Source organism: Vibrio crassostreae, from assembly GCF_024347415.1.
Classification (GTDB): Bacteria; Pseudomonadota; Gammaproteobacteria; order Enterobacterales; family Vibrionaceae; genus Vibrio; species Vibrio crassostreae.
The window spans coordinates 2,609,837-2,629,814 of sequence record NZ_AP025476.1 but is presented as its reverse complement, the minus strand read 5'-3'; the positions used below and the strand labels follow the sequence as shown (position 1 = coordinate 2,629,814).

Annotated in this window: 19 protein-coding genes; 9 read left to right on the top strand and 10 right to left on the bottom strand. The window is 44.1% G+C overall.

Annotated features, from left to right (window positions below; translation table 11 throughout):
- Nucleotides 1-44: 44 nt before the first annotated feature.
- The 3 genes from OC193_RS11630 to OC193_RS11620 all read right to left on the bottom strand — a co-directional run bounded on the left by OC193_RS11630 (nucleotide 45) and on the right by OC193_RS11620 (nucleotide 3,083).
- Nucleotides 45-899, bottom strand: coding sequence for a co-chaperone YbbN (locus OC193_RS11630; RefSeq protein WP_048660871.1), 855 nt, complete (start codon nucleotides 897-899; stop codon nucleotides 45-47).
- 398 nt (nucleotides 900-1,297) lie between these two features.
- Nucleotides 1,298-2,125 (bottom strand): SDR family oxidoreductase, encoded by an 828-nt coding sequence (locus OC193_RS11625; protein ID WP_048664658.1) that lies wholly within the window; start codon nucleotides 2,123-2,125, stop codon nucleotides 1,298-1,300.
- Nucleotides 2,126-2,168: 43 nt separating this feature from the next.
- Entirely contained in the window at nucleotides 2,169-3,083 is a 915-nt protein-coding gene (locus OC193_RS11620) for a TIGR01777 family oxidoreductase (protein ID WP_048660869.1), read from the bottom strand.
- A 289-nt stretch (nucleotides 3,084-3,372) separates the two neighbouring features.
- Here OC193_RS11620 and OC193_RS11615 point away from each other — a divergent pair, with 289 nt between their 5' ends.
- The 5 genes from OC193_RS11615 to yfcE are packed head-to-tail and all read left to right on the top strand — an operon-like array spanning nucleotide 3,373 to nucleotide 6,235.
- On the top strand, nucleotides 3,373-4,107 hold the full coding sequence (locus OC193_RS11615; protein ID WP_048660868.1) for a DUF1538 domain-containing protein: 735 nt from the start codon (nucleotides 3,373-3,375) through the stop codon (nucleotides 4,105-4,107).
- On the top strand, nucleotides 4,104-4,898 hold the full coding sequence (locus OC193_RS11610; RefSeq protein WP_048664656.1) for a DUF1538 domain-containing protein: 795 nt from the start codon (nucleotides 4,104-4,106) through the stop codon (nucleotides 4,896-4,898). Before OC193_RS11615 ends, OC193_RS11610 begins: the two co-directional genes overlap by 4 nt.
- Nucleotides 4,888-5,238: a P-II family nitrogen regulator gene (locus OC193_RS11605; RefSeq protein ID WP_048660866.1), complete on the top strand. Its 351-nt coding sequence runs from the start codon at nucleotides 4,888-4,890 to the stop codon at nucleotides 5,236-5,238. The genes OC193_RS11610 and OC193_RS11605 overlap by 11 nt, the downstream gene beginning before the upstream one ends.
- The gene (locus OC193_RS11600; RefSeq protein ID WP_048660865.1) at nucleotides 5,235-5,642 is read left to right on the top strand and encodes a CBS domain-containing protein; all 408 of its coding nucleotides are present in this window, start codon (nucleotides 5,235-5,237) and stop codon (nucleotides 5,640-5,642) included. Before OC193_RS11605 ends, OC193_RS11600 begins: the two co-directional genes overlap by 4 nt.
- 47 nt (nucleotides 5,643-5,689) lie before the next feature.
- A complete protein-coding gene (gene yfcE, locus OC193_RS11595) occupies nucleotides 5,690-6,235 on the top strand; it encodes a phosphodiesterase (RefSeq protein WP_048660864.1) in 546 nt (181 codons plus the stop codon).
- Between the two features lie 25 nt (nucleotides 6,236-6,260).
- Here the strand turns inward: yfcE and OC193_RS11590 are convergent, their stop codons facing one another.
- The 3 genes from OC193_RS11590 to OC193_RS11580 form a co-directional block, all read right to left on the bottom strand.
- Nucleotides 6,261-6,572 carry a SelT/SelW/SelH family protein gene (locus tag OC193_RS11590; RefSeq protein ID WP_048664655.1) on the bottom strand — a complete coding sequence of 104 codons (312 nt, stop codon included), beginning with the start codon at nucleotides 6,570-6,572 and terminating at the stop codon, nucleotides 6,261-6,263.
- A gap of 134 nt (nucleotides 6,573-6,706) precedes the next feature.
- Entirely contained in the window at nucleotides 6,707-7,222 is a 516-nt protein-coding gene (locus OC193_RS11585) for a regulatory protein ToxS (RefSeq protein WP_048664653.1), read from the bottom strand.
- 1 nt (nucleotide 7,223) lies between these two features.
- On the bottom strand, nucleotides 7,224-8,135 hold the full coding sequence (locus OC193_RS11580; RefSeq protein ID WP_048660862.1) for a transcriptional regulator: 912 nt from the start codon (nucleotides 8,133-8,135) through the stop codon (nucleotides 7,224-7,226).
- A 272-nt stretch (nucleotides 8,136-8,407) separates the two neighbouring features.
- On the opposite strand from OC193_RS11580, the gene htpG reads away from it, so the two are divergent.
- The 3 genes from htpG to hemH all read left to right on the top strand — a co-directional run bounded on the left by htpG (nucleotide 8,408) and on the right by hemH (nucleotide 12,587).
- Nucleotides 8,408-10,312 (top strand): molecular chaperone HtpG, encoded by a 1,905-nt coding sequence (htpG, locus tag OC193_RS11575; protein WP_048660861.1) that lies wholly within the window; start codon nucleotides 8,408-8,410, stop codon nucleotides 10,310-10,312.
- Nucleotides 10,313-10,700: 388 nt separating this feature from the next.
- Nucleotides 10,701-11,345, top strand: a complete 645-nt coding sequence (adk, locus tag OC193_RS11570; RefSeq protein ID WP_048660860.1) for an adenylate kinase — start codon at nucleotides 10,701-10,703, stop codon at nucleotides 11,343-11,345.
- A 279-nt stretch (nucleotides 11,346-11,624) separates the two neighbouring features.
- Entirely contained in the window at nucleotides 11,625-12,587 is a 963-nt protein-coding gene (hemH, locus tag OC193_RS11565; protein ID WP_048660859.1) for a ferrochelatase, read from the top strand.
- Between the two features lie 105 nt (nucleotides 12,588-12,692).
- Here hemH and OC193_RS11560 read toward each other — a convergent pair whose 3' ends face one another.
- The gene (locus OC193_RS11560; protein WP_048664652.1) at nucleotides 12,693-14,087 is read right to left on the bottom strand and encodes a peptide MFS transporter; all 1,395 of its coding nucleotides are present in this window, start codon (nucleotides 14,085-14,087) and stop codon (nucleotides 12,693-12,695) included.
- Between the two features lie 502 nt (nucleotides 14,088-14,589).
- On the opposite strand from OC193_RS11560, the gene rfaH reads away from it, so the two are divergent.
- Nucleotides 14,590-15,096: a transcription/translation regulatory transformer protein RfaH gene (rfaH, locus tag OC193_RS11555; protein WP_048660857.1), complete on the top strand. Its 507-nt coding sequence runs from the start codon at nucleotides 14,590-14,592 to the stop codon at nucleotides 15,094-15,096.
- 88 nt (nucleotides 15,097-15,184) lie between these two features.
- On the opposite strand, the gene asnB is transcribed toward rfaH, so the two are convergent.
- From asnB to nagC, 3 genes are all read right to left on the bottom strand, one after another.
- On the bottom strand, nucleotides 15,185-16,855 hold the full coding sequence (gene asnB / locus OC193_RS11550; protein WP_048664650.1) for an asparagine synthase B: 1,671 nt from the start codon (nucleotides 16,853-16,855) through the stop codon (nucleotides 15,185-15,187).
- Nucleotides 16,856-17,090: 235 nt separating this feature from the next.
- Nucleotides 17,091-18,677 (bottom strand): cation:proton antiporter family protein, encoded by a 1,587-nt coding sequence (locus OC193_RS11545; protein WP_019820253.1) that lies wholly within the window; start codon nucleotides 18,675-18,677, stop codon nucleotides 17,091-17,093.
- Nucleotides 18,678-18,761: 84 nt separating this feature from the next.
- Nucleotides 18,762-19,976 (bottom strand): DNA-binding transcriptional regulator NagC, encoded by a 1,215-nt coding sequence (gene nagC, locus OC193_RS11540; protein WP_017062194.1) that lies wholly within the window; start codon nucleotides 19,974-19,976, stop codon nucleotides 18,762-18,764.
- Nucleotides 19,977-19,978 lie beyond the last annotated feature (2 nt).

The following is a 19,978-nucleotide window of genomic DNA, read 5'->3' as shown; positions in this document are numbered from 1 at the left end:
TAGATTTGATAGTTAACTTACGACTCAGCTGTTACAGAACCTGACTAGTAAAGCAGAGAGTACAACTGTCGACGGTATTTACTCGCAACCGCGTTACCTTGTCCAAGCGCACTCAAGATATCCATGAATTCTTTCTTCATGTCACCATCGAGAGTATTAAGATCTTTTGCTAGGAAAGACCACAGTAGATCCATTGCTTCTTCGCTACGGTTCACTTGGTGGTATTGCAGTGCTAATTCAGAGGCCGTTTTAGCATCGCTTGGGTTTTGCTGAAGAGCGGATTCTAGGGCTTGAATCTCAGGGCTGTCTGCTGCCTGTTTATGAAGTTCAAGCTTCGCAACTAAGCCTTTGTAGTAATTATCTTGGTACTCAAGAGGGATGGTTGCTAGCTGAGTTTCAGCAAGGTCAAACTGTTGTGTTTCTAACAAACACTCTGCTATCGCCAGTTTTACTTCACCTTTGCTTGTAAGCTCAGCAGGAAGTTGCTGCATTGCCGCTAGAGCTTGAGTGTGATCGCCTGCTTGCATTAACTCAAGAGCTTGGCGCAGCGCGAGTTCATCTTGACTAGGAAGGTGTTTGCTTAGCATCTCTACAATCGCGTCTAAGCTTTGAGGACCACCCAATCCATCGACAGGTTGACCGTTAACAAACAGTGCAATCGTAGGCAGTGCTTGAACACCAAACTGGCTAGCAATCGCTTGTTCTTGCTCGCAATTCAGTAGGGCTAACGTGAAAGCACCGTTGTATTGCTGAGTTAATGTTTGGAGTTCAGGAATGACTTGGGCGCTCTCTTGGCTCATTGGTGCCCAAAAATGGATGAGTACAGGGGTCTGCATCGAACCTTCTAATACTTGACGAAAGTTCTGCTCATTAAGTTCAACAATATGCGGAGATTGCATTTACGTTCCTTGAGGTTTGTTTTGTGGATACGTTGCAAATATGGGGTGAGAAGTCGGTAACTTCAAGATCTAACTCAGTTATCTCAGATAAAAAGCGCTAAAAATAGAAAAACGCCATGCTTCGATGCTGATAGAGTTGTTATCTCAACACGGAAGACACAGCGTTCTCATTGAGGTGGCCAGTGAGGTATTACTTAAGATATTCAAAACAGAATAAACAACGTAATAGCCAAACTCACACCTACCCAATTAAGGCGGTTTAAAGTCATGAAATATCCAGAAGTAGCTTCATCAATTGGGAATAATTGATGAGATAGCCTAAATCATGACATCTTATTGTTACGAATAAATTACATCGTTACATTAAAGTTTGCGACTGTGCATTCAAAGTTACTCATTTATGCTGCTTTTCTTAAAATAGGGTCTAGCAAGCGGCTTGGTAGGAGTCTTTTTAACACAGCGAATACCTTGGTTGGTGTCGTAACTCGGTACCTTAACTTAGGTTTATCGGCAGTCAGCGCATGAAAAACGGGTTCAATACAGCTTGCAGCAGGCAGGACAAAAGCGTTGTTCGACGACTCTTTTTCAAGTCGGTCTTTTTGCTGTTGGTAAGCTTCTTGGTGGACACTGCCAGAAATGTTGATCCATTTATTGAACGCTTTCAGGGCGTTGGCTCTAAACTGGGTTTCGATAGGGCCGGGCTGAAGTAATGAAATGTGTATACCGCTGCCATGTAGTTCTAAACGTAGAGTATCAGTCCAACCTTCAATAGCGAACTTTGAAGCGTTGTAGGCGCCGCGATATTTCATAGCGGCGAAGCCTAACACTGAACTGTTTTGTACGATTCGGCCTTCGCCACGTTCACGCATATGCGGAAGGATCTGACAAACAAGATGGTGCCAGCCGAAGAAGTTGGTTTCGAATTGCTCTCTGAGGCCTTGAGTCGGTAAGTCTTCTAGCGCCCCCGCTTGGCCGTAAGCACCGTTGTTGAATAATCCATACAACCCGTCAGGTGCGAGTTCAATCGCAAGCTTGGCACCATTTTCAATACTTTCTTGGTTGGAAAGATCGAGTTGAATGCAGGTGAGACCTTCATCTTGAAGGCGTTGAACATCTTGTGGGTCACGACAAGATGCAATGACATGAAAGCCGCGCTTTTGAAGTGCATGGGCACATGTATAGCCAATACCTGTTGAGCAACCGGTAATAAGAATCGACTTGTTCACACTTAATCCTTTATTAGAGTCTCTATCGCTCTAGGGTAAAGAATTAGTCTTGATGTTGTAACAAGTTTTTTAATGCAGGTTCGATCCTAGAGTAACTAAAGTTGAATCCCGTTTCAGTGAGCTTCTTCGGTTTGGATCGAATGCTGTCAAATAGCAAACAAGATGATTCTCCCATCAGAAGCGACATAGCCCATTTCGGAGTGAACAAGAAATGCGGTCGGCGTAGTTGCTTGGCTAGTGTGCTGCTGAACAGTTTATTGGTGACAGGGTGCGGAGCACACATATTAAACTCCCCTTGAGCGTGAGGAATCGACAATAAGTGGTTGATGGCTCTCACCATATCAAGCATGTGAATCCAAGGCATGTATTGTTCCCCAGAGCCTAATGGGCCGCCTACTCCGAGCTTGTACGGCATAAGCATCTTCTTGAGTGCACCGCCATTTTCGCCAAGCACAATCCCTGTTCGCAATAGTATCACGCGTGTGCTTTCTGATTGTGCTCTCTTAGCTATCTCTTCCCAGTGAGCACACACTTTATGAGGAAAGCTTTCATCTTCTACTTGCAGTGATTCGTCAAACGGGTGTTGTTGTTGGTCACCATAGTAACCTACGGCTGACCCGCTAATAAAAGCTTGTGGTGGGTTGCTACTGGCCTGAATTAATTCGACCAGTTTTTCAGTGATGTGCCAGCGACTATTACAGATCCTCTCTTTTTGCTCTGTACTCCAACGCTTATCTGCAATCGGTTCACCTGCGAGGTTGACTACAACGTCAAAATCATTGAGATCACTGAGCTCATCAAGGGATTGAATGTAATGAAGATTGTTCTGGTTGAGGTGATTTAGGTTTTGTTTCGCATTTTCAGGACTCCGCGTCAGCAATGTTACGTCGTCAGTGTTCCAACTCTTGACCAATTCAGAGCCAATAAATCCAGTACCACCCGTTAACAATATCTTCATACCAATCTCCCTATTAAACATAATTATAGACACGGCTTGTTTTTAATCGCCAATCAATACGAAAAAATCACTATAACGATCAGTTGGTTTCAATAGTGTGATCCCCAAATTACGCCTTTTTAAATTTAAGAATGAGTGAAATAAAATTCATTTGGCTAGGAAGTATACCGCTATCACACTTATGGGTTTTACTCGGATATGTTACCAACTGCGTAATACTTATCACATAAGGAATGATAAGGATTTGCCATGATTATTAGTAACTCATAATCAGCGACAAGGAATTGCGATGACGGCGGTGCTTGCTTTGTTTCGAGCCATGTTAGGTAGCCTGAGAGATCTATTGCCGATCGTGGCGGTGATCGCTTTTTTCCAGCTTGCTGTCTTGCAAGAGCCACTTCCTCATCTGTTATCAATTCTAACTGGCTTAGTGCTGGTGGTGTTTGGTCTGACTTTCTTTATCTTTGGCCTTGAAATGGGGTTGTTCCCGATTGGCGAATCGATGGCTCAAGCTTTTGCGCGAAAGGGCAGTGTGTTTTGGCTATTGACCTTCGCTTTCTGTTTAGGTTTTGGTACCACCATTGCCGAACCTGCGTTAACCGCAGTGGCGGCCGAAGCCGCGGAAGTGGCCGCCGAGGGAGGCGTCATCCCCAATACGTTAGATGAAATGGAAGAATATGCAGATGGTCTGCGTTTCACCGTAGCATTGTCTGTCGGTATCGCTATTTTACTTGGGGTGCTGCGAATCTTAAAAGGTTGGCCAATTCAGTACATGATCATCGGTGGCTATATTGGAGTTGTGGTGCTTACTGCATTTGCTCCGGAAAACATTATTGGGATTGCGTATGACTCTGGTGGAGTGACAACATCGACGATCACCGTTCCACTGGTGACAGCACTGGGGGTGGGGTTAGCCTCGGCGATTAAAGGACGAAATCCTATGATTGATGGCTTTGGATTGATTGCATTTGCTTCGTTGTTGCCGATGATGTTCGTCATGGTTTATGGGATGGTGGTGACATGATCAGTGTGCAGCAATTTATCGACACCTTTTTAGGTACCGTGATGGATGTAATTCCGATTGCGGTGATCATCTTTGGTTTTCAGTTGGCGGTATTACGTAAGCCTGTGAACAATTTAGCTAAGGTGCTGATTGGTTTCTTTTACGTCATCCTTGGTTTGTCTCTTTTCTTGATGGGATTGGAACTTGCACTGTTTCCCTTAGGGGAGACGATGGCCATGCAACTGACTGAGCCAATTTTCCTGACTGAGTTTAAGGTCAGCTCTGGCCTTACGTTGGTTTGGTTTGACTATTATTGGGTTTATCTTTTTGCATTCTGTATTGGTTTTAGCACCACAATCGCCGAGCCTTCGTTGATTGCTGTGGCAATTAAGGCGAATCAAGTCTCGGGCGGCAGTATCAGTGTTAATGGGCTGAGAATCGCCGTGGCATTGGGTGTCGCTATTGGTATCTCGCTTGGAAGCTATCGGATTGTTGCTGGAGACCCGATCCATTACTACATCATTTTTGGTTATGTCGTCGTGGTCATTCAAACCTTTTACGCCCCAAAACTCATTATTCCATTGGCCTATGACTCGGGCGGTGTAACCACATCAACGGTGACAGTCCCTTTGGTGACGGCGCTCGGGCTTGGGCTTGCTTCAACCGTACCAGGAAGAAACCCTGTCATTGATGGTTTTGGATTGATCGCTTTTGCCAGCTTATTTCCCATTATTTCAGTGATGAGCTATGCCCAAATAACACAATGGTTAAACCGTTTACACACCTCTAAGGAGAGCAAAGATGCGCTTTAAACTTATCTTAGCGTTTGTAGAAGAGAGCAAGACAGACAGTGTGCTCGATGCCGCGCGTGATGCGGGCGCAACCGGAGCAACCGTGATTAATAATGCCAGAGGGCAGGGCTTAAACCAAAAAACCACCTTCTTTGGCTTAACGTTAGAGGTGCAAAAAGATGTGTTGCTGTTTGTCGTCGAGGAGCATCTAGCAAGGCATATTCTCGAAAGAATTAGTGACGTGGGTGAGTTTGACCAAGAATCGGGACAAGGTATAGCAGTGCAGATTGATGTCGAAGATGCAGTCGGGGTAGCACACCAGGTCGAGACATTAACTAAGGTTGTGGAGGATGAACTATGAATACCAATGACAAGATTCGAGTCAGTGACGTAATGGCCAACACCTATGTGATTATTGATGGGCTAACTACAGTGTTAGAAGCGATAGAGATGGCTAAGAAGCATAAAGTGAAAGCCATCATTGTCGATAAGCGCCACGAAGATGACGAATACGGCATCGTATTGATGAATGATATTGCTAAGAAAGTACTGGCTAAGAACCGTTCTCCGAAGCGAACCAATGTTTATGAGATCATGACCAAGCCAGCGCTAAGCGTGTCTGCTGAGATGAACGTAAAATATTGCGCTCGCCTATTTGAACGCTTTGGTATTAGTCGTGCGCCAGTCGTTTGTGACAACAAGATAGTCGGTATGGTTAGTTACAATAATATCGTAATCAACGGTATGGCGAGAGATGACGTGTAGCATTTTGATACGTACAATAGGCTGATAAATTTTATGGAGAAGTACGTGTGAAATTATTTTTTGCTTCAGACCTACACGGTTCGCTGCCAGCAACAGAAAAAGTATTAGAGCTATACCAAGCCTCTGGTGCACAATATTTGGTTCTATTGGGTGATATTCTGAATCATGGTCCAAGAAACCCGATTCCAGAGGGATACAACCCGCCGGCGGTTGCAGATAAGTTGAATGCGTTTTCTCAAGAGATCATTGCCGTTCGTGGTAACTGCGATAGCGAAGTGGATCAGATGTTGTTGTCTTTTCCAATGATGATGGATTACTCGTGGGTGCTATTAGAATCAGGCCAACGTATCTTCCTAACCCATGGTCATTTGTACAATACCAATAAACGCCCTGCGCTGAAGGCAGGCGATATTATTGCACACGGCCATACCCATATCCCAGTTGCTGAATACCAAGATAATATCTTTATCTTTAATCCTAGCTCGGTGACATTCCCACGAGAGGGACACGCGGCGAGCTATGGCATCTATGAAAACAATACCTTCAAAGTCATTAGCCTTGAAGGTGATGCTCTCGTGAGTGGCCAGCTTTAAACCATTGGATCGGCGGTAAAAGGGCTTATTTTGAGTCTACGTGGCCGAGGTCTCTGTCTGGAGCAATGATGTTTCGCCCTCTTTGTTTCAGAACTTTCGCCTCAGGAAAGCCGCCATCTGCTTTTCTTTCCCAGATTTGCACACCATTGCAAAAGATTTCGAACCTGCCTCCTGTGTCTGGGTGTAAACTGACTTGTTCAATTTCTTCACTGAAGGTATGCAGTAGCTCTTGGCATAACCAACTAGAACGAAGCATCCAATTGCATTGACGGCAATAGTGTATGGTGATTGTTGCTCTAGTGATAGGGGAAGCTGTTTGATCTGACTCTGTACTCATGGGTAATCCTTTTAAATGCGAGTAAATTCTTAATACCAATATCACTGTATCAATGAAAAAACAGATGCTAAGGGTAATAAAAAAGGAGCATCATGCTCCTTTTTTATTACTATGGCGTAAAGAGCTATTCGATTTTAGTTCGAAAACAATACGGTTGAACCGTGATTTAAGCTAGTCAATAACAGTGCTTTCGGGTTAACGATGTCGATGCGTCGGCTTTGCTCTGCATCCATCTTAATAACCTGAGTGATCAGTTCGAGTTGCCCTTCCGAAAAATCTTGGCGCTGAGCTGAAGTCACATCTTTAAACTCTGTTGGTGAAACCAAAAGGTAGTTGTCGTTGATATCCCACTGACCCGTCTCCGAAATGTTGATGACATTCGCAGGCTCAGTTTGAGTACCATACAGTCTAACCACTGACATTCTCAAATATGTACCATTTGGCAGGTACTTCGCATTCGATGATAGTTCAACTCTACGAAGTGGGCCGATTGAGTCAGCTTGCTTGTTATCGCTAATCAGCGTCACCATCTTAGATTGCCATTCATGCTGAGTGAGCAAGCGCTCTACTTTTGCATCGCTGCCCCAATACAACCAACCACTCAAAAATGCAGATAGAACCAGTAAAATAATCGATACTTTTAATTTCATGTTACTGACCACCGTTACAAATGTCGTTTACATCCGACTGGTTTGCGTAAATTCTTAGAGTTACATTTTCGCTTGAGTATTCTTGCGGGTGAATGTAGTTGAGGGCAAGGTTATTGGTTTGCCCACCTGTTGCAATCACTTCAGTCGGCTTTAGCATGCCAGTGTGATTGGTGTTGTAACGTAATACACACTTCTCTATCGCTGGCAGCCAACTGCTAAGATCTGGGTGGTTAATCGGTGATTGAACCTTTACGCCATCTATTTCAGCCAATGTTTTGAACTCGGACTCTGCCGGGTTGGTAAACGTCAAAACGAGAATCGGCATGATGAAAGCGGCAAGCAGTAACCAAAATGTTAGCCACTTATTGGTGTTTTTAGCGGGAGCCGTAACAGGAGCGGTTGCTGGTTCTAGTTCTACCTTGGTCTCTTGAACTTTTGCAATTGGCTCTGATTCAACCGTTTCAGTGATCGTTTCTTCAGTCGCTGCAGGCGTTGCAAACGTCAAGATAGGTTCTACGTCATTTTCGGTAATTTCAGCCGCGACTGGCTGATCATTTGATGAAAGTGGGGCAGAGCGCTCAACGGTTGCAATAAATTGATAACCGCGTTTAGGCACGGTCTTTACGAATTCTGGAGATTTGGTCGAATCTTTCAGCATCTTTCTTAGTGTCGATACTGCTTGCGTTAAGCTAGAGTCATCAACCTCAAAGCCTTGGTCTCGCCAAACATACTCGTGTAATTCATTACGAGTGATAACTTCATTGGGTCTTTCTGACAGCATCAGGAGAATGCGGCTTTCATTGCTGCCAAGGCGTACGACTTCGCCGTCGCTCATTTGGTCAACAAGTGAGTTGCTGTTTGGATCGAAGACAAACCGCTGTGCGAGAATAAACTTTGTGCCGATATTGCTCATTGAATTCTTCTACTTTTGGATGATTTGGGGTGCGAAATAGACAAATCTCAGGTGAAGTTCAGTTAATTCTTCACCAAATCATGGCTTCTTTTATGTTCTTTTATATTTATCAGACTCAAGGATAATAAAAACAGATCAAAAAAACAGTGTTTTTATGATTTTTGACCTTGAATTTACATTTGTCATCCTCATGTTAATGAACATAAGAGTGGCATCAAGTGTTACTCCCCCTATGGTTATTCAACATAAAGTATAGATGTTTTGGAGTAAAAATGAGCGAAACGGCAACGCAAAATAAAGAGACTCGTGGCTTTCAATCTGAAGTAAAACAACTACTTCATCTAATGATTCACTCACTGTATTCAAATAAGGAAATCTTCCTACGTGAGCTGATCTCTAACGCATCTGACGCGGCTGACAAGCTTCGTTTTCAAGCTCTATCTAATGGTGACCTTTACCAAGGTGATGCTGATTTAGGTGTGAAACTTTCATTCAATGCTGAAGCAAACACCTTAACGATTTCTGATAACGGTATCGGCATGAGCCGTGACAATGTTATTGAGCATTTAGGTACGATTGCTAAATCAGGCACTGCAGATTTTTTCTCAAAGCTATCTGAAGACCAAAGCAAAGACTCTCAATTGATTGGTCAATTTGGTGTTGGTTTCTATTCTGCGTTTATCGTTGCTGACGCGGTAACGGTTCGCACTCGTGCAGCTGGCCTAGAAAACAATGAAGCCGTTCAATGGCACTCTGCTGGCGAAGGCGATTACACCATCGAGGACATCACCAAAGAATCTCGCGGTACTGACATCATTCTTCATATGCGTGAAGACGGTAAAGAGTTCTTAAACGAATGGCGTCTGCGTGAAGTGATTGGTAAGTACTCTGATCACATCGGCATTCCTGTTTCTATCTTCACAGCAGTGAAAGATGACGAAGGTAAAGACACCGAAGAGAAGCATTGGGAACAGATTAACAAGGCGCAAGCGCTTTGGACTCGTAACAAATCTGATATCGAGAAAGAAGAGTACCAAGAGTTCTACAAGCACGTATCTCACGATTTCGCTGATCCACTAACGTGGAGCCACAACAAGGTTGAAGGTAAGAACGACTACACAAGCTTGCTTTACATCCCAGCGAAAGCACCTTGGGACATGATGAACCGTGACCACAAGAGTGGCTTGAAACTTTACGTGCAGCGTGTATTCATCATGGATGACGCAGAGCAGTTCATGCCATCTTACATGCGTTTCGTTCGCGGTCTGATTGACTCAAACGATCTGCCATTGAACGTGTCTCGTGAAATCCTGCAAGACAACAAGGTAACTCAGTCTCTTCGTGGCGCATGTACCAAGCGTGTACTAACTATGCTTGAGCGCATGGCAAAGAATGACAATGACAAGTACCTAGAGTTTTGGAAAGAGTTCGGCCTAGTATTGAAGGAAGGCCCAGCTGAAGACATGGCGAACAAAGAGAAGATCGCTGGTCTACTCCGTTTCTCGTCAACGGAAGTGGATTCTGCTGAACAAACCATCAGCCTTGAATCTTACGTTGAACGCATGAAAGAAGGCCAAGATAAGATTTACTACCTAACAGCGGATAGCTATGCTGCAGCTAAGAACAGCCCACACTTGGAGCAGTTCAAAGCAAAAGGTATTGAAGTGGTTCTAATGTACGATCGCATTGATGAGTACGTAATGAACTACCTAACTGACTTTGATGGCAAACAGTTCCAATCGATCACAAAAGCGGGCTTAGATTTAAGCAAGTTTGAAGGTGAAGAAGAGAAAGAGAAGCAAAAAGAGACTGAAGAAGAGTTCAAGTCTGTTGTAGAGCGCACTCAATCTTACCTAGGTGGTCGTGTTAAAGAAGTTCGCACGACATTCAAGTTAGCAACAACGCCGGCTGTTGTTGTGACTGACGACTTCGAAATGGGTACGCAAATGGCTAAGCTTCTTGAAGCTGCGGGTCAAGCGGCACCTGAAGTGAAGTACATCTTCGAGATTAACCCTGAGCACGCTCTGGTTAAACAGATGGCCGACGAAGCAGACGAGCAAGCGTTTGGTCGCTGGGTTGAGTTGCTACTTGGTCAAGCGATGCTGGCTGAAAAGGGCTCAATGGAAGATCCGTCACAATTCTTGGGTGCAATCAACGAGCTACTGACAAAGCGTTAGTCTTTCGACTTTAGGTTAAGCCAATAACTGTAATAAAAAGCTCGCAAATGCGGGCTTTTTTTATGAACGTCGCTGAAAATCTATTAAACGTGGTCAACGTCACCGTTATCGTCACAACAAATGTTGCCGATACATTCTTTAGTCGTAAATTCAGCCAAATTGAATATTAATGTGATAGAATGCTCGACCTAATCAGCTGGAGCTAGGAACTAACTTCTTCCAGTTGTATGATTTTTAAACGTTATACCGAAACTTACCGTTTTGCTTCTGTTTACAGTTTTGCTTAACCTCAGCTGTTACCTAACTTTTCCTATTTATCTTAAATATGAACGAGGAAGGTGGGATAGTGAGCTTCGGTATAAATCATAATTTTATAAGAGGATTAAACATGCGCATCATTCTTCTAGGTGCTCCTGGCGCGGGTAAAGGTACTCAAGCTAACTTCATCATGAACAAATTTGGTATCCCTCAAATTTCAACTGGTGACATGCTACGTGCTGCTATCAAAGCGGGTACTGAGCTTGGTAAGCAAGCAAAATCAGTAATCGACGCTGGTCAGCTAGTTTCTGATGAAATTATCCTTGGTCTTATCAAAGAGCGTATCGCTCAAGATGACTGTGAGAAAGGTTTCCTACTAGACGGTTTCCCACGCACAATCCCACAAGCTGATGGCCTAAAAGAAATGGGCATCGCTGTTGATTACGTTGTTGAATTCGACGTAGCTGACGATGTGATTGTTGAGCGTATGGCTGGTCGTCGTGCTCACCTTCCTTCAGGCCGTACATACCACACTGTGTACAACCCGCCTAAAGAAGAAGGTAAAGATGACGTAACTGGCGAAGAGCTAGTTGTACGTGATGACGACAAAGAAGAAACAGTTCGTGCACGTCTAGGCGTATACCACGATCAAACAGCTCCGCTTATCTCTTACTACGGTAAAGAAGCTGAAGCAGGCAACACTCAGTACCTTAAGTTTGACGGTACTAAGCAAGTTGCTGAAGTTAGTGCAGAACTTGAGAAAGCACTAGCATAATTGGCTAACAGCCAGTTTTAGAATTTGATATATTGGAAGCGACCTTAAGGGTCGCTTTTTTTGTTTCAGTTTTTAGTACGATACCAATCTAGATAATTCGATTACACACCATTCAAGATGAAACCGTTTTTGATGAAGGTGGCTCACAATCGAGAGTAGATGTTGCGATATCCCATTTAAAGAATGATTATTCAGACATTTAGTGGGAACCAATGATCTTAAACTTATGCAGATTAGTATATTACTTTCCAGAAAATCACATATTGGTCTCAGGTATCTATGGAAAATAATAAAAAGCAGGGCGTTTTACTGGTGAACTTAGGAACACCAGATTCGGCGACCCCAGCTGGCGTTCGTCGATTTTTGAGTGAATTCTTACACGACAAGCGAGTAGTAAACCTAACCCGTTGGCTTTGGTGCCCAATCTTGCACGGGGTGATTTTACCGATTCGAGCACCCAAAGTAGCCAAGTTGTATCAATCTGTCTGGATGGATGAAGGCTCACCACTGCTTGTGTATTCTCAAAGACAAGCTGAAAAGCTCCAGAAGAAACTAGAGATGCCGGTTGCACTGGGTATGACCTATGGTAACCCAAGCATTAAGACTGGTGTTGAGCAACTGATGGACCAGGGTGTTGAGGACATCATCGTACTGCCTTTATATCCTCAGTACTCTGGCACAACCACAGCGGCAGTTTCTGATGGTTTAACCAAAGCCTTTAAACAGATGCCAGTTATCCCAAGCTATCGCTTTATTCGTGACTACTACTCACACCCTAGCTATGCCAAAGCATTGGCTGAAAGCGTTCGTAGCCATTGGGAACAAAATGGCAGAGCCGATCACTTGGTTTGTTCGTTCCACGGTATTCCGAAGCGCTTAGCTGATGAAGGCGATATCTACCCACAGCATTGTGAAGCAACGACAAAGCTGCTTGCTGCTGAGCTAGGTTTATCTGAAGAAGACATCACCATGACCTACCAATCGCGATTTGGTCGAGAGGAGTGGTTGAAGCCATACACTGACGAGACACTTGAATCACTGCCAAGCAAAGGTATCAAGAAGATCGACATCATGGCACCTGCATTTTCGGTTGACTGTTTGGAAACGTTAGAAGAGATTTCAGACCAGTGTAAAGATACTTTCATTGACGCTGGTGGTTCGGACTTTAGCTACATTATGTGTTTGAACGACAGAGACTCGCACATCGATATGATGGCAGAGTTAGTCGCTCTATATCGCTAACAGCTGCTGAGCCTTTATTACGGCTTATCGCATAAATAGCAAAAGGGCTGCTCATTGAGCAGCCCTTTTTGATCTTGATGTTTCTTCTTGAAATAGATCTAGATATTAAGCAACAGAGGTTTCTGCTGTCTCAGCTTTTGGCTCTGCTTCAAGCGTCATGTTGGTTTCTACACCATGCATCCATGATACAAGCTTACCAGCACAAAGAAGCAGTAATACGCCACTAATTGTTGCTGTAATCGCGATACCACCAAAGATAGACATTGCGCCCAGCTCACCAACGTGAGAACCCACTAGGCCTGCTACGTAGTTTGCAACCGCATTGAAGCCGAACCAAGCACCCATCATTAGTGATGCTAAACGAAGTGGAGCTAGCTTAGTGACCAACGACAGGCCAATAGGCGATAGACAAAGCTCACCAAGAGTATGGAAGAAGAATGCACCTACTAGCCATAACATCGATGTTTTCACTGCTAGGTCGCCACCTTGCTCCATTACCGCGCCCATCATGCACACAAAGCCAAGTGCTAAGAAGAATAACGCCATCGCAAACTTAACCGGTGAGTTTGGTTCACGCTTACCTAATTTCACCCAAAATGCAGCGATGATCGGTGCAAGTGTAATAATGAAGAATGGGTTCAGAGATTGGAACCAAGCAGCAGGAACTTCAAAACCACCAATCATACGGTCAGTATATTGTTGAGTGTAGATGTTCATTAGGCCGCCAGCTTGTTCAAAGCCAGCCCAGAAAACAATCACGAACAGACCCATAATCAGAATAACTTTTAGTCTGTCGAACTCTTCTTTAGTCAGTGGCGCTTTCTCTTTCGATTTGTTCAGCTCTTTTGCTCGAGCAGCCGCAGGTACAGAACCGATGTTGCCTAACCAAGATTGAGCCATCGTCATTTGCATGATCAAGCTAATAACCATACCAATACCGGCAGCCAAGAAGCCTGCTTTCCAACCGAATGAATCCACTGCAGCACCGGAAATCAAGCCACCAAGTAGTGCGCCTAAGTTGATGCCCATGTAGAAAATGGTGAAAGCACCATCACGGCGGTTATCGCCTTCTTGGTACAGATCGCCAACCATAGTTGAGATGTTCGGCTTAAACATACCGTTACCACTGATTAGTAGTGCTAAACCAAGGTAAAGAGCGTTCACTTGGTCTAACCCTATGAAACCGTTAGGTAATGCCAGTGTAAATTGGCCTAGTGCCATTAATACACCGCCAACTAGGATAGACTTACGCTGCCCTAAGTAGTTATCGGCAATCCAGCCACCGATTAATGGTGTGATGTAGACTAAGCCGGTGTAAATACCGTAGAGATCGAGTGCGTCTTTCGTTGACCAACCAAGTCCACCGTTGAGGGTAGTGTCAGTCAAAAATAAGACAAGGATGGCACGCATTGCATAGTATGAGAAACGTTCCCATAGCTCTGTGCTAAAAAGTAGAAATAGGCCTCTAGGGTGGCCAAAGATGTTGTGGTTGCTTGGCATAAGTTTTACTAATTTTAGGTATTAAAAGATTTTATAGTCATTCATGTATACACAGTGGGATAAAAGTCTGCAATAGACGTATTTTATGGTCACGATAACTTAGCCTAGCTAAGATGTTGATATTAATGATCTTTACTTTTAATGCTGCCCGTTTTGGATGTGCTGCAAACTAATTTTCCAGATTTGAGTTGGTTGGTTAATAACCTTTTTTAACGTTCAATTGAATAAATATGTTTAGATACATTTCTCTGGTGTATCATTATGATTTTAAATGGAGTGGTATTCGCATTAGGTTGGGTGTATATATGCTTACAACAATGAGCCTTTTGATCTCTAAATGATCCCTGTAGAATGCTTAACCACTTTCGACACCTATAACTTTTTGTTGATAAATTGGTCTGCTACGCATTATTTTTCGTTAGCAACGATTCATTTTATTAATGGCGATTCAACCGTTTTAGGCATGTGGTAAAATATCTAAAAATATAAAATGGCTAGTTAAATGAAACGTTGGTATTTGCTTTACTGTAAGCGTGGTGATCAAAAACGCGCTCAGCAGCACTTAGAGAATCAAGGGGTAGAGTGCTTTTATCCTCAAATAGAAGTCGAAAAGGTGGTGAGAGGGAAAGAAAAGCAGGTCAAAGAGCCGCTGTTTCCATCTTACATCTTTGTTCGCTTTGACTATGAGCAAGGTCCTAGCTTCACGACCGTTCGTTCAACGCGCGGTGTGGTGGACTTTATTAAGTTCGGCGCAAGACCGCATGAGGTCCAAGGTGACTTGGTTTTTGAACTCAAAGAGTTTGAGAAGTGCTACAGCATCGAAACTGAAGATTGTTGTGTTGAGTTTGAATCTGGGCAGGTGGTTAAGATTCAGAGTGGCCAGTTTGCCGGGGTTGAGGCTATTTTCGATCAGAAAGACGGTGAGGCTCGATCGATTATGTTGGTAAAAATGATCAGCCACGTGGTTCCTATCAGTATTGAGAACGAAGCACTACAAGCTCACGCATAACTGCAACAATAAAAAATAGGCTTAAAAATAAAAAGGCGCATCATGCGCCTTTTTTAGTCTTTAGTCTTTAGGGTTTGTTCAAAACGCTCTAAGCGTTGTAAGCATCGTTGTGAACGGCTTGTACTGCACGGCCCGATGGGTCGACACAGTTTTTGAATGACTCATCCCACTCAATCGCTTTTGCTGATGAACAAGCAACTGAAGGTCCACCTGGTACACATTCTGCCGCTGATTCTAGAGGGAATAGCTCCTCAAAGATTTCACGGTAAGCATAACCTTCCTTGGTTGTTGGCGTGTTGTAAGGGAAACGGAACTTAGCAGCTTCCATTTGTTGATCCGTTACTTTTGCTTCAGCCGTTGCTTTCAATGTATCAATCCAATCGTAGCCAACACCATCAGAGAACTGCTCTTTTTGACGCCATGCGATTGAATCTGGTAGGTAGTCTTCAAAACACTCACGCAGGATGTGTTTCTCCATCTTACCGTTACCACACATCTTGTCTTCAGGGTTCAGGCGCATTGCGACATCGATAAACTCTTTGTCTAAGAATGGTACACGACCTTCAACGCCCCATGCTGCCAATGATTTGTTTGCGCGAGCACAGTCGAACATGCTTAGAGCAAGTAGCTTACGTACTGTTTCTTCGTGGAACTCTTTTGCGTTTGGCGCTTTATGGAAGTAAAGGTAGCCACCAAAGATTTCATCAGCACCTTCACCAGACAATACCATTTTGATGCCCATTGCTTTGATCTTACGAGCAAGCAAGTACATTGGCGTTGATGCACGAATCGTCGTTACATCGTAAGTCTCGATATGGTAGATAACATCACGGATCGCATCTAAGCCTTCCTGAATGGTGTAAGTCATCTCGTGGTGCACAGTACCGATCTTGTCCGCAACTTCACGAGCAGCGATAAGATCTGGTGCGCCTTCAAGGCCAACTGCGAATGAGTGCAGTTGTGGCCACCAAGCTTCAGATTGCTCATCATCTTCGATACGCATTGCAGCAAAGCGTTTAGCGACCGCTGAAGTAATTGATGAATCAAGGCCACCAGATAGAAGTACACCGTAAGGAACGTCAGTCATTAGTTGACGTTTAACTGCTGCTTCTAGCGCTTCAGTCAGTTCTTCTTTGCTTGTGCTGTTGCCTTGTACCGCAGCGTACTCGTTCCAATCGCGTATGTAGTAGCGTTGAGGTTCTGCATCTTTCGAAGAGTAGAAGCTACCAGGAGGGAATTCACTGATCGTCTTACATACTTCAACCAATGCTTTCATCTCTGAAGCAACGTAGTAGTTACCGTGCTCATCGTAACCTTGGTAAAGCGGGATGATACCAATATGGTCGCGGCCCACTAGGTATTCGTCTTTGTCTTCATCGTATAAAACGAAGGCGAAAATACCGTTAAGCTCTTCTAGAAGGTCTGCACCCATCTCTTGGTATAGCGCTAGGATAACTTCACAGTCAGAATCAGTCTGGAACTGGTACTTATCTTCATAGCGTGCGCGAAGTTCTTTGTGGTTATAAATCTCACCGTTCACTGCAAGAATGTGCTTTTTGTCTTGGCTGTATAGTGGTTGAGCACCACTGTTCAAGCCAACAATAGCAAGACGTTCATGAGCAAGGATTGCTTTTTCACCTGCATAGATACCAGACCAGTCTGGACCACGATGACGAAGCTTTTTAGACATTTCTAAAGCAATAGGGCGAAGTGCTGCGGCATCACTTTTAATGTCGAGAATGCCAAATACTGAACACATAGAACTTCCTTTTAAATAATTTCCAAATCAACTGCATTCAATTTGCCATTCTGGCTAAAAAAAGCAACCGGATGTGAGCAAAAAAATAATATAAAGGGTGTTCTGTTAGAAATTATCTAATTTTTATGTGCTTTTGGTGTGTGATGTTTAATTGCGGTTGGTTTTTTAAACAAAAACCTCTCAAAAGTGCGAAAAATAGTCAGTTTTGAGAGGTTTAGTTGAACACGGTCTAATACTAGATTTTATTGATATTTGGATTTAACTGTTCGCAAACGTGGCGAGCAAAACCACTACCAGCCTCGCTGTAAATGTTAAATGCCGCATCAACGCCATTCTCTTTCAGTGTTTCGAGTTGATCTGGATATTCAGCAATAGCCGCAATTTGGCCTTTAAAGTTACGTGACTTCAATTGCTCTAAAGCGGTTTGATTACCTTGGTGGTGAGGCATAGCCAGGATCACTAGCTTTACGTTTGCTGTATCTAGAATTCGTTCCCAGAAATCCGGGTCAGTCGCGTCACCAGAGATCACGTTCCTGCCATGGCTTCTGTGATTGTGCGCGGCTTCTTCGCGAACTTCAACACCTAGGCTGACTTTGCCATAGCGAGAGCGTAATTCGTCATAAGCACCAGTACCAATTCGTCCCATACCAAGAATCAGCACTTGGGCCCGACCTGGGTCAATTCGCTTATCACGTCGGTGAAGTTTTTCTGACGCATGCTCTTTTAGCCATTTACCTGACTGCTGATAAAGCTTGTGACCAGCTCGGTTTAAAGGTGCTGCGATTAAGAACGACAGTGAAACAGCAATTGCCACAGCCACCAAGATGTCACCTGACATCCAGCCCATCTTGAAGGCGAGACCACCAACGATGAGGCCAAACTCGCTATAGTTAAACAGTGATAGCGAGGCAAGTAGAGACGTTCGAACACGGAACTTGAAGCGGTTGAGTACCAAGAAGTAGAGAACACCTTTCACTGGCAGCATCAGCAAGAACAAGATTGCGAGCATAAAGCCTTGAATGGTTGGTTGCTCTGACAAACCAATGTTCAAGAAGAAACAGACAAGGAAAAGTTCTTTAAGGTTAAACAGCGACTTTGATAATTCTGAGGCTTTTGGGTGACCAGCAAGTAACATACCTAAAACAAGAGCCCCCAAGTCTGGTTTCACACCAACCAAATGGAATAAACCAGCACCGACGACTAATGCGAAGAAGATGCCTGAAAGAACCAGCATCTCACCGTGACCAACCCAATCGAGCACTTTGTAGAACAGTGGGCGTAATAAGGGTAGGGCAAACAGAGCAATCGCATACCACTCAGGTATTTTGCCCGTAGAAGCCGTTAAGAATACTACGGCGAAGATATCCTGCATGACCAAGATACCAATCGCTAACGTTCCGTAGGTCGCATTCATTTCGCCTTTCTCTTGCAGAGTCTTAACCGCAAATACCGTACTAGAGAATGAAAGAGCAAAACCGAGCAGAACGATCTGTTCTACCGACATGGCAGCTAGCGATGAAATACCTAAGAACTTAAAGCCAAACAGGGCGACGGCGAAAAACAGAGTGGACAAAAGGTTGTGGATTGTCGCGCCAGCCCAGATCTCTTTAGAGAGTAGGGTTTTGATATCGAGCTTTAAGCCGATAGTAAATAGAAGCAGCGTGACACCAAGGTCAGCTAAAGTAATGATGGTGTCATTGGTTTCAAAGCCAAAGGCAAAAAGCCCAAAGCCTGCAACCAAAAAACCAACTAATGGGGGAAGGTGACACTTTAAAGCAATAAATCCTGCGATAAACGCAGTGGATATTAATATAAGTTCCATAACTTGTTGTTGTAGTTCCCTAGCTTAAAAAAACGGGCCGTGTTTATACAAACACGGCCCGCGGAAAATCAGAATTGTTTTTCTCTAGTCTTCGAGAAGCTTCTGCAGTAACACGCCGTTGAGCATGGCGCGCTTAATCATGGCAAAAGCTCCCATCGTAGGATGTTTATCGATCTGTGATGCTACAATAGGCAAGCCGCTATGGAAAGTCGTTAACGACTGATTCTCTACATTGCGCTTAATTGCAGGGAAAACAATCTCTTGTGCCTTGGTAATATCACCAGCAATGATAACTTTTTGAGGGTTAAATAAGTTAATCGTCATCGCGATAGCCTTACCTAACTGGTTTCCTACTCGAACTAAGCTTTGCTTGGCTAGCTCATCACCATTAATCGCGTGGTCACAAACGTCTTGAATCGTAATATGCTCAAGCTCTGTTAAAGAAGACTCATAGCCTTGTTTAATCAGCTTCTGCACGCGTTCAACGATTGCTGGGTTTGCTGCTACGGTTTCAAGACAACCGAAGTTACCACATTGGCATTGCTCGCCTAGCGGATCGATTTGGATATGGCCAATCTCACCTACGTTGCGGTTGTGACCTAAGAAAACCTGACCATTTACGATAATACCTGCGCCGGTACCACGGTGAACACTCACTAAAATAGAGTCTTGGCTGTCTTTACTTGCACCGAAGTAGTGCTCTGCAAGCGCCATTCCGCGAACATCGTTACCCACAAAACAAGCGACATGGAATGTGTCGCGAATAATGTCACTTAAAGCCAGGTTATCGATATCCGTGTTTGGCATGTACTCAACAACACCAGTCGTTGGGTTAACCAAGCCTGGAAGTGTGACACCAATAGCAATCAGCTGATCGATCTTTGGTTGGTGTTCAGCAATGAAAGCCTTCAAATTATTAACCAAGCCTTGGGTAAGGTCTGACTGGTCTGAATAATTCAGGTCTTGCTGTTGGAAAGCCAACTCACGACCGCCAAGGTCATGAAGGCTTATTTGAATGTAGTCTCGACCTAAACGCACAGCGACAGAATGAAAAGGTTCTACTTCTGTGGTTAGGGAGATAGCGCGTCTACCGCCAGTAGACGCTTGCTGCGCAACCTCTTTGATTAGGCCGCGCTCTAAAAGTTGGCGGGTAATTTTTGTAACACTTGCCGGTGCGAGTTGGCTTACATCAGCCACTTGTATACGACTGATAGGCCCTTGTTGGTCTATAAGTCGGTATACCGCCGCACTGTTTAGTTGTTTAACTAAGTCTACGTTACCTATTTGTCCGCCATTCATAC

What these genes read in the sequence shown, in the direction of transcription:
- OC193_RS11605 (WP_048660866.1), top strand. Translation starts at nt 4,888, where the DNA reads ATGCGCTTTAAACTTATCTTAGCGTTTGTAGAAGAGAGCAAGACAGAC.
- OC193_RS11585 (WP_048664653.1), bottom strand. Translation starts at nt 7,222, where the DNA reads ATGAAATTAAAAGTATCGATTATTTTACTGGTTCTATCTGCATTTTTG.
- OC193_RS11580 (WP_048660862.1), bottom strand. Translation starts at nt 8,135, where the DNA reads ATGAGCAATATCGGCACAAAGTTTATTCTCGCACAGCGGTTTGTCTTC.
- OC193_RS11615 (WP_048660868.1), top strand. Translation starts at nt 3,373, where the DNA reads ATGACGGCGGTGCTTGCTTTGTTTCGAGCCATGTTAGGTAGCCTGAGA.
- rfaH (WP_048660857.1), top strand. Translation starts at nt 14,590, where the DNA reads ATGAAACGTTGGTATTTGCTTTACTGTAAGCGTGGTGATCAAAAACGC.
- OC193_RS11600 (WP_048660865.1), top strand. Translation starts at nt 5,235, where the DNA reads ATGAATACCAATGACAAGATTCGAGTCAGTGACGTAATGGCCAACACC.
- adk (WP_048660860.1), top strand. Translation starts at nt 10,701, where the DNA reads ATGCGCATCATTCTTCTAGGTGCTCCTGGCGCGGGTAAAGGTACTCAA.
- htpG (WP_048660861.1), top strand. Translation starts at nt 8,408, where the DNA reads ATGAGCGAAACGGCAACGCAAAATAAAGAGACTCGTGGCTTTCAATCT.
- OC193_RS11590 (WP_048664655.1), bottom strand. Translation starts at nt 6,572, where the DNA reads ATGAGTACAGAGTCAGATCAAACAGCTTCCCCTATCACTAGAGCAACA.
- OC193_RS11545 (WP_019820253.1), bottom strand. Translation starts at nt 18,677, where the DNA reads ATGGAACTTATATTAATATCCACTGCGTTTATCGCAGGATTTATTGCT.
- OC193_RS11610 (WP_048664656.1), top strand. Translation starts at nt 4,104, where the DNA reads ATGATCAGTGTGCAGCAATTTATCGACACCTTTTTAGGTACCGTGATG.
- nagC (WP_017062194.1), bottom strand. Translation starts at nt 19,976, where the DNA reads ATGAATGGCGGACAAATAGGTAACGTAGACTTAGTTAAACAACTAAAC.
- asnB (WP_048664650.1), bottom strand. Translation starts at nt 16,855, where the DNA reads ATGTGTTCAGTATTTGGCATTCTCGACATTAAAAGTGATGCCGCAGCA.
- hemH (WP_048660859.1), top strand. Translation starts at nt 11,625, where the DNA reads ATGGAAAATAATAAAAAGCAGGGCGTTTTACTGGTGAACTTAGGAACA.
- OC193_RS11560 (WP_048664652.1), bottom strand. Translation starts at nt 14,087, where the DNA reads ATGCCAAGCAACCACAACATCTTTGGCCACCCTAGAGGCCTATTTCTA.
- OC193_RS11620 (WP_048660869.1), bottom strand. Translation starts at nt 3,083, where the DNA reads ATGAAGATATTGTTAACGGGTGGTACTGGATTTATTGGCTCTGAATTG.
- OC193_RS11630 (WP_048660871.1), bottom strand. Translation starts at nt 899, where the DNA reads ATGCAATCTCCGCATATTGTTGAACTTAATGAGCAGAACTTTCGTCAA.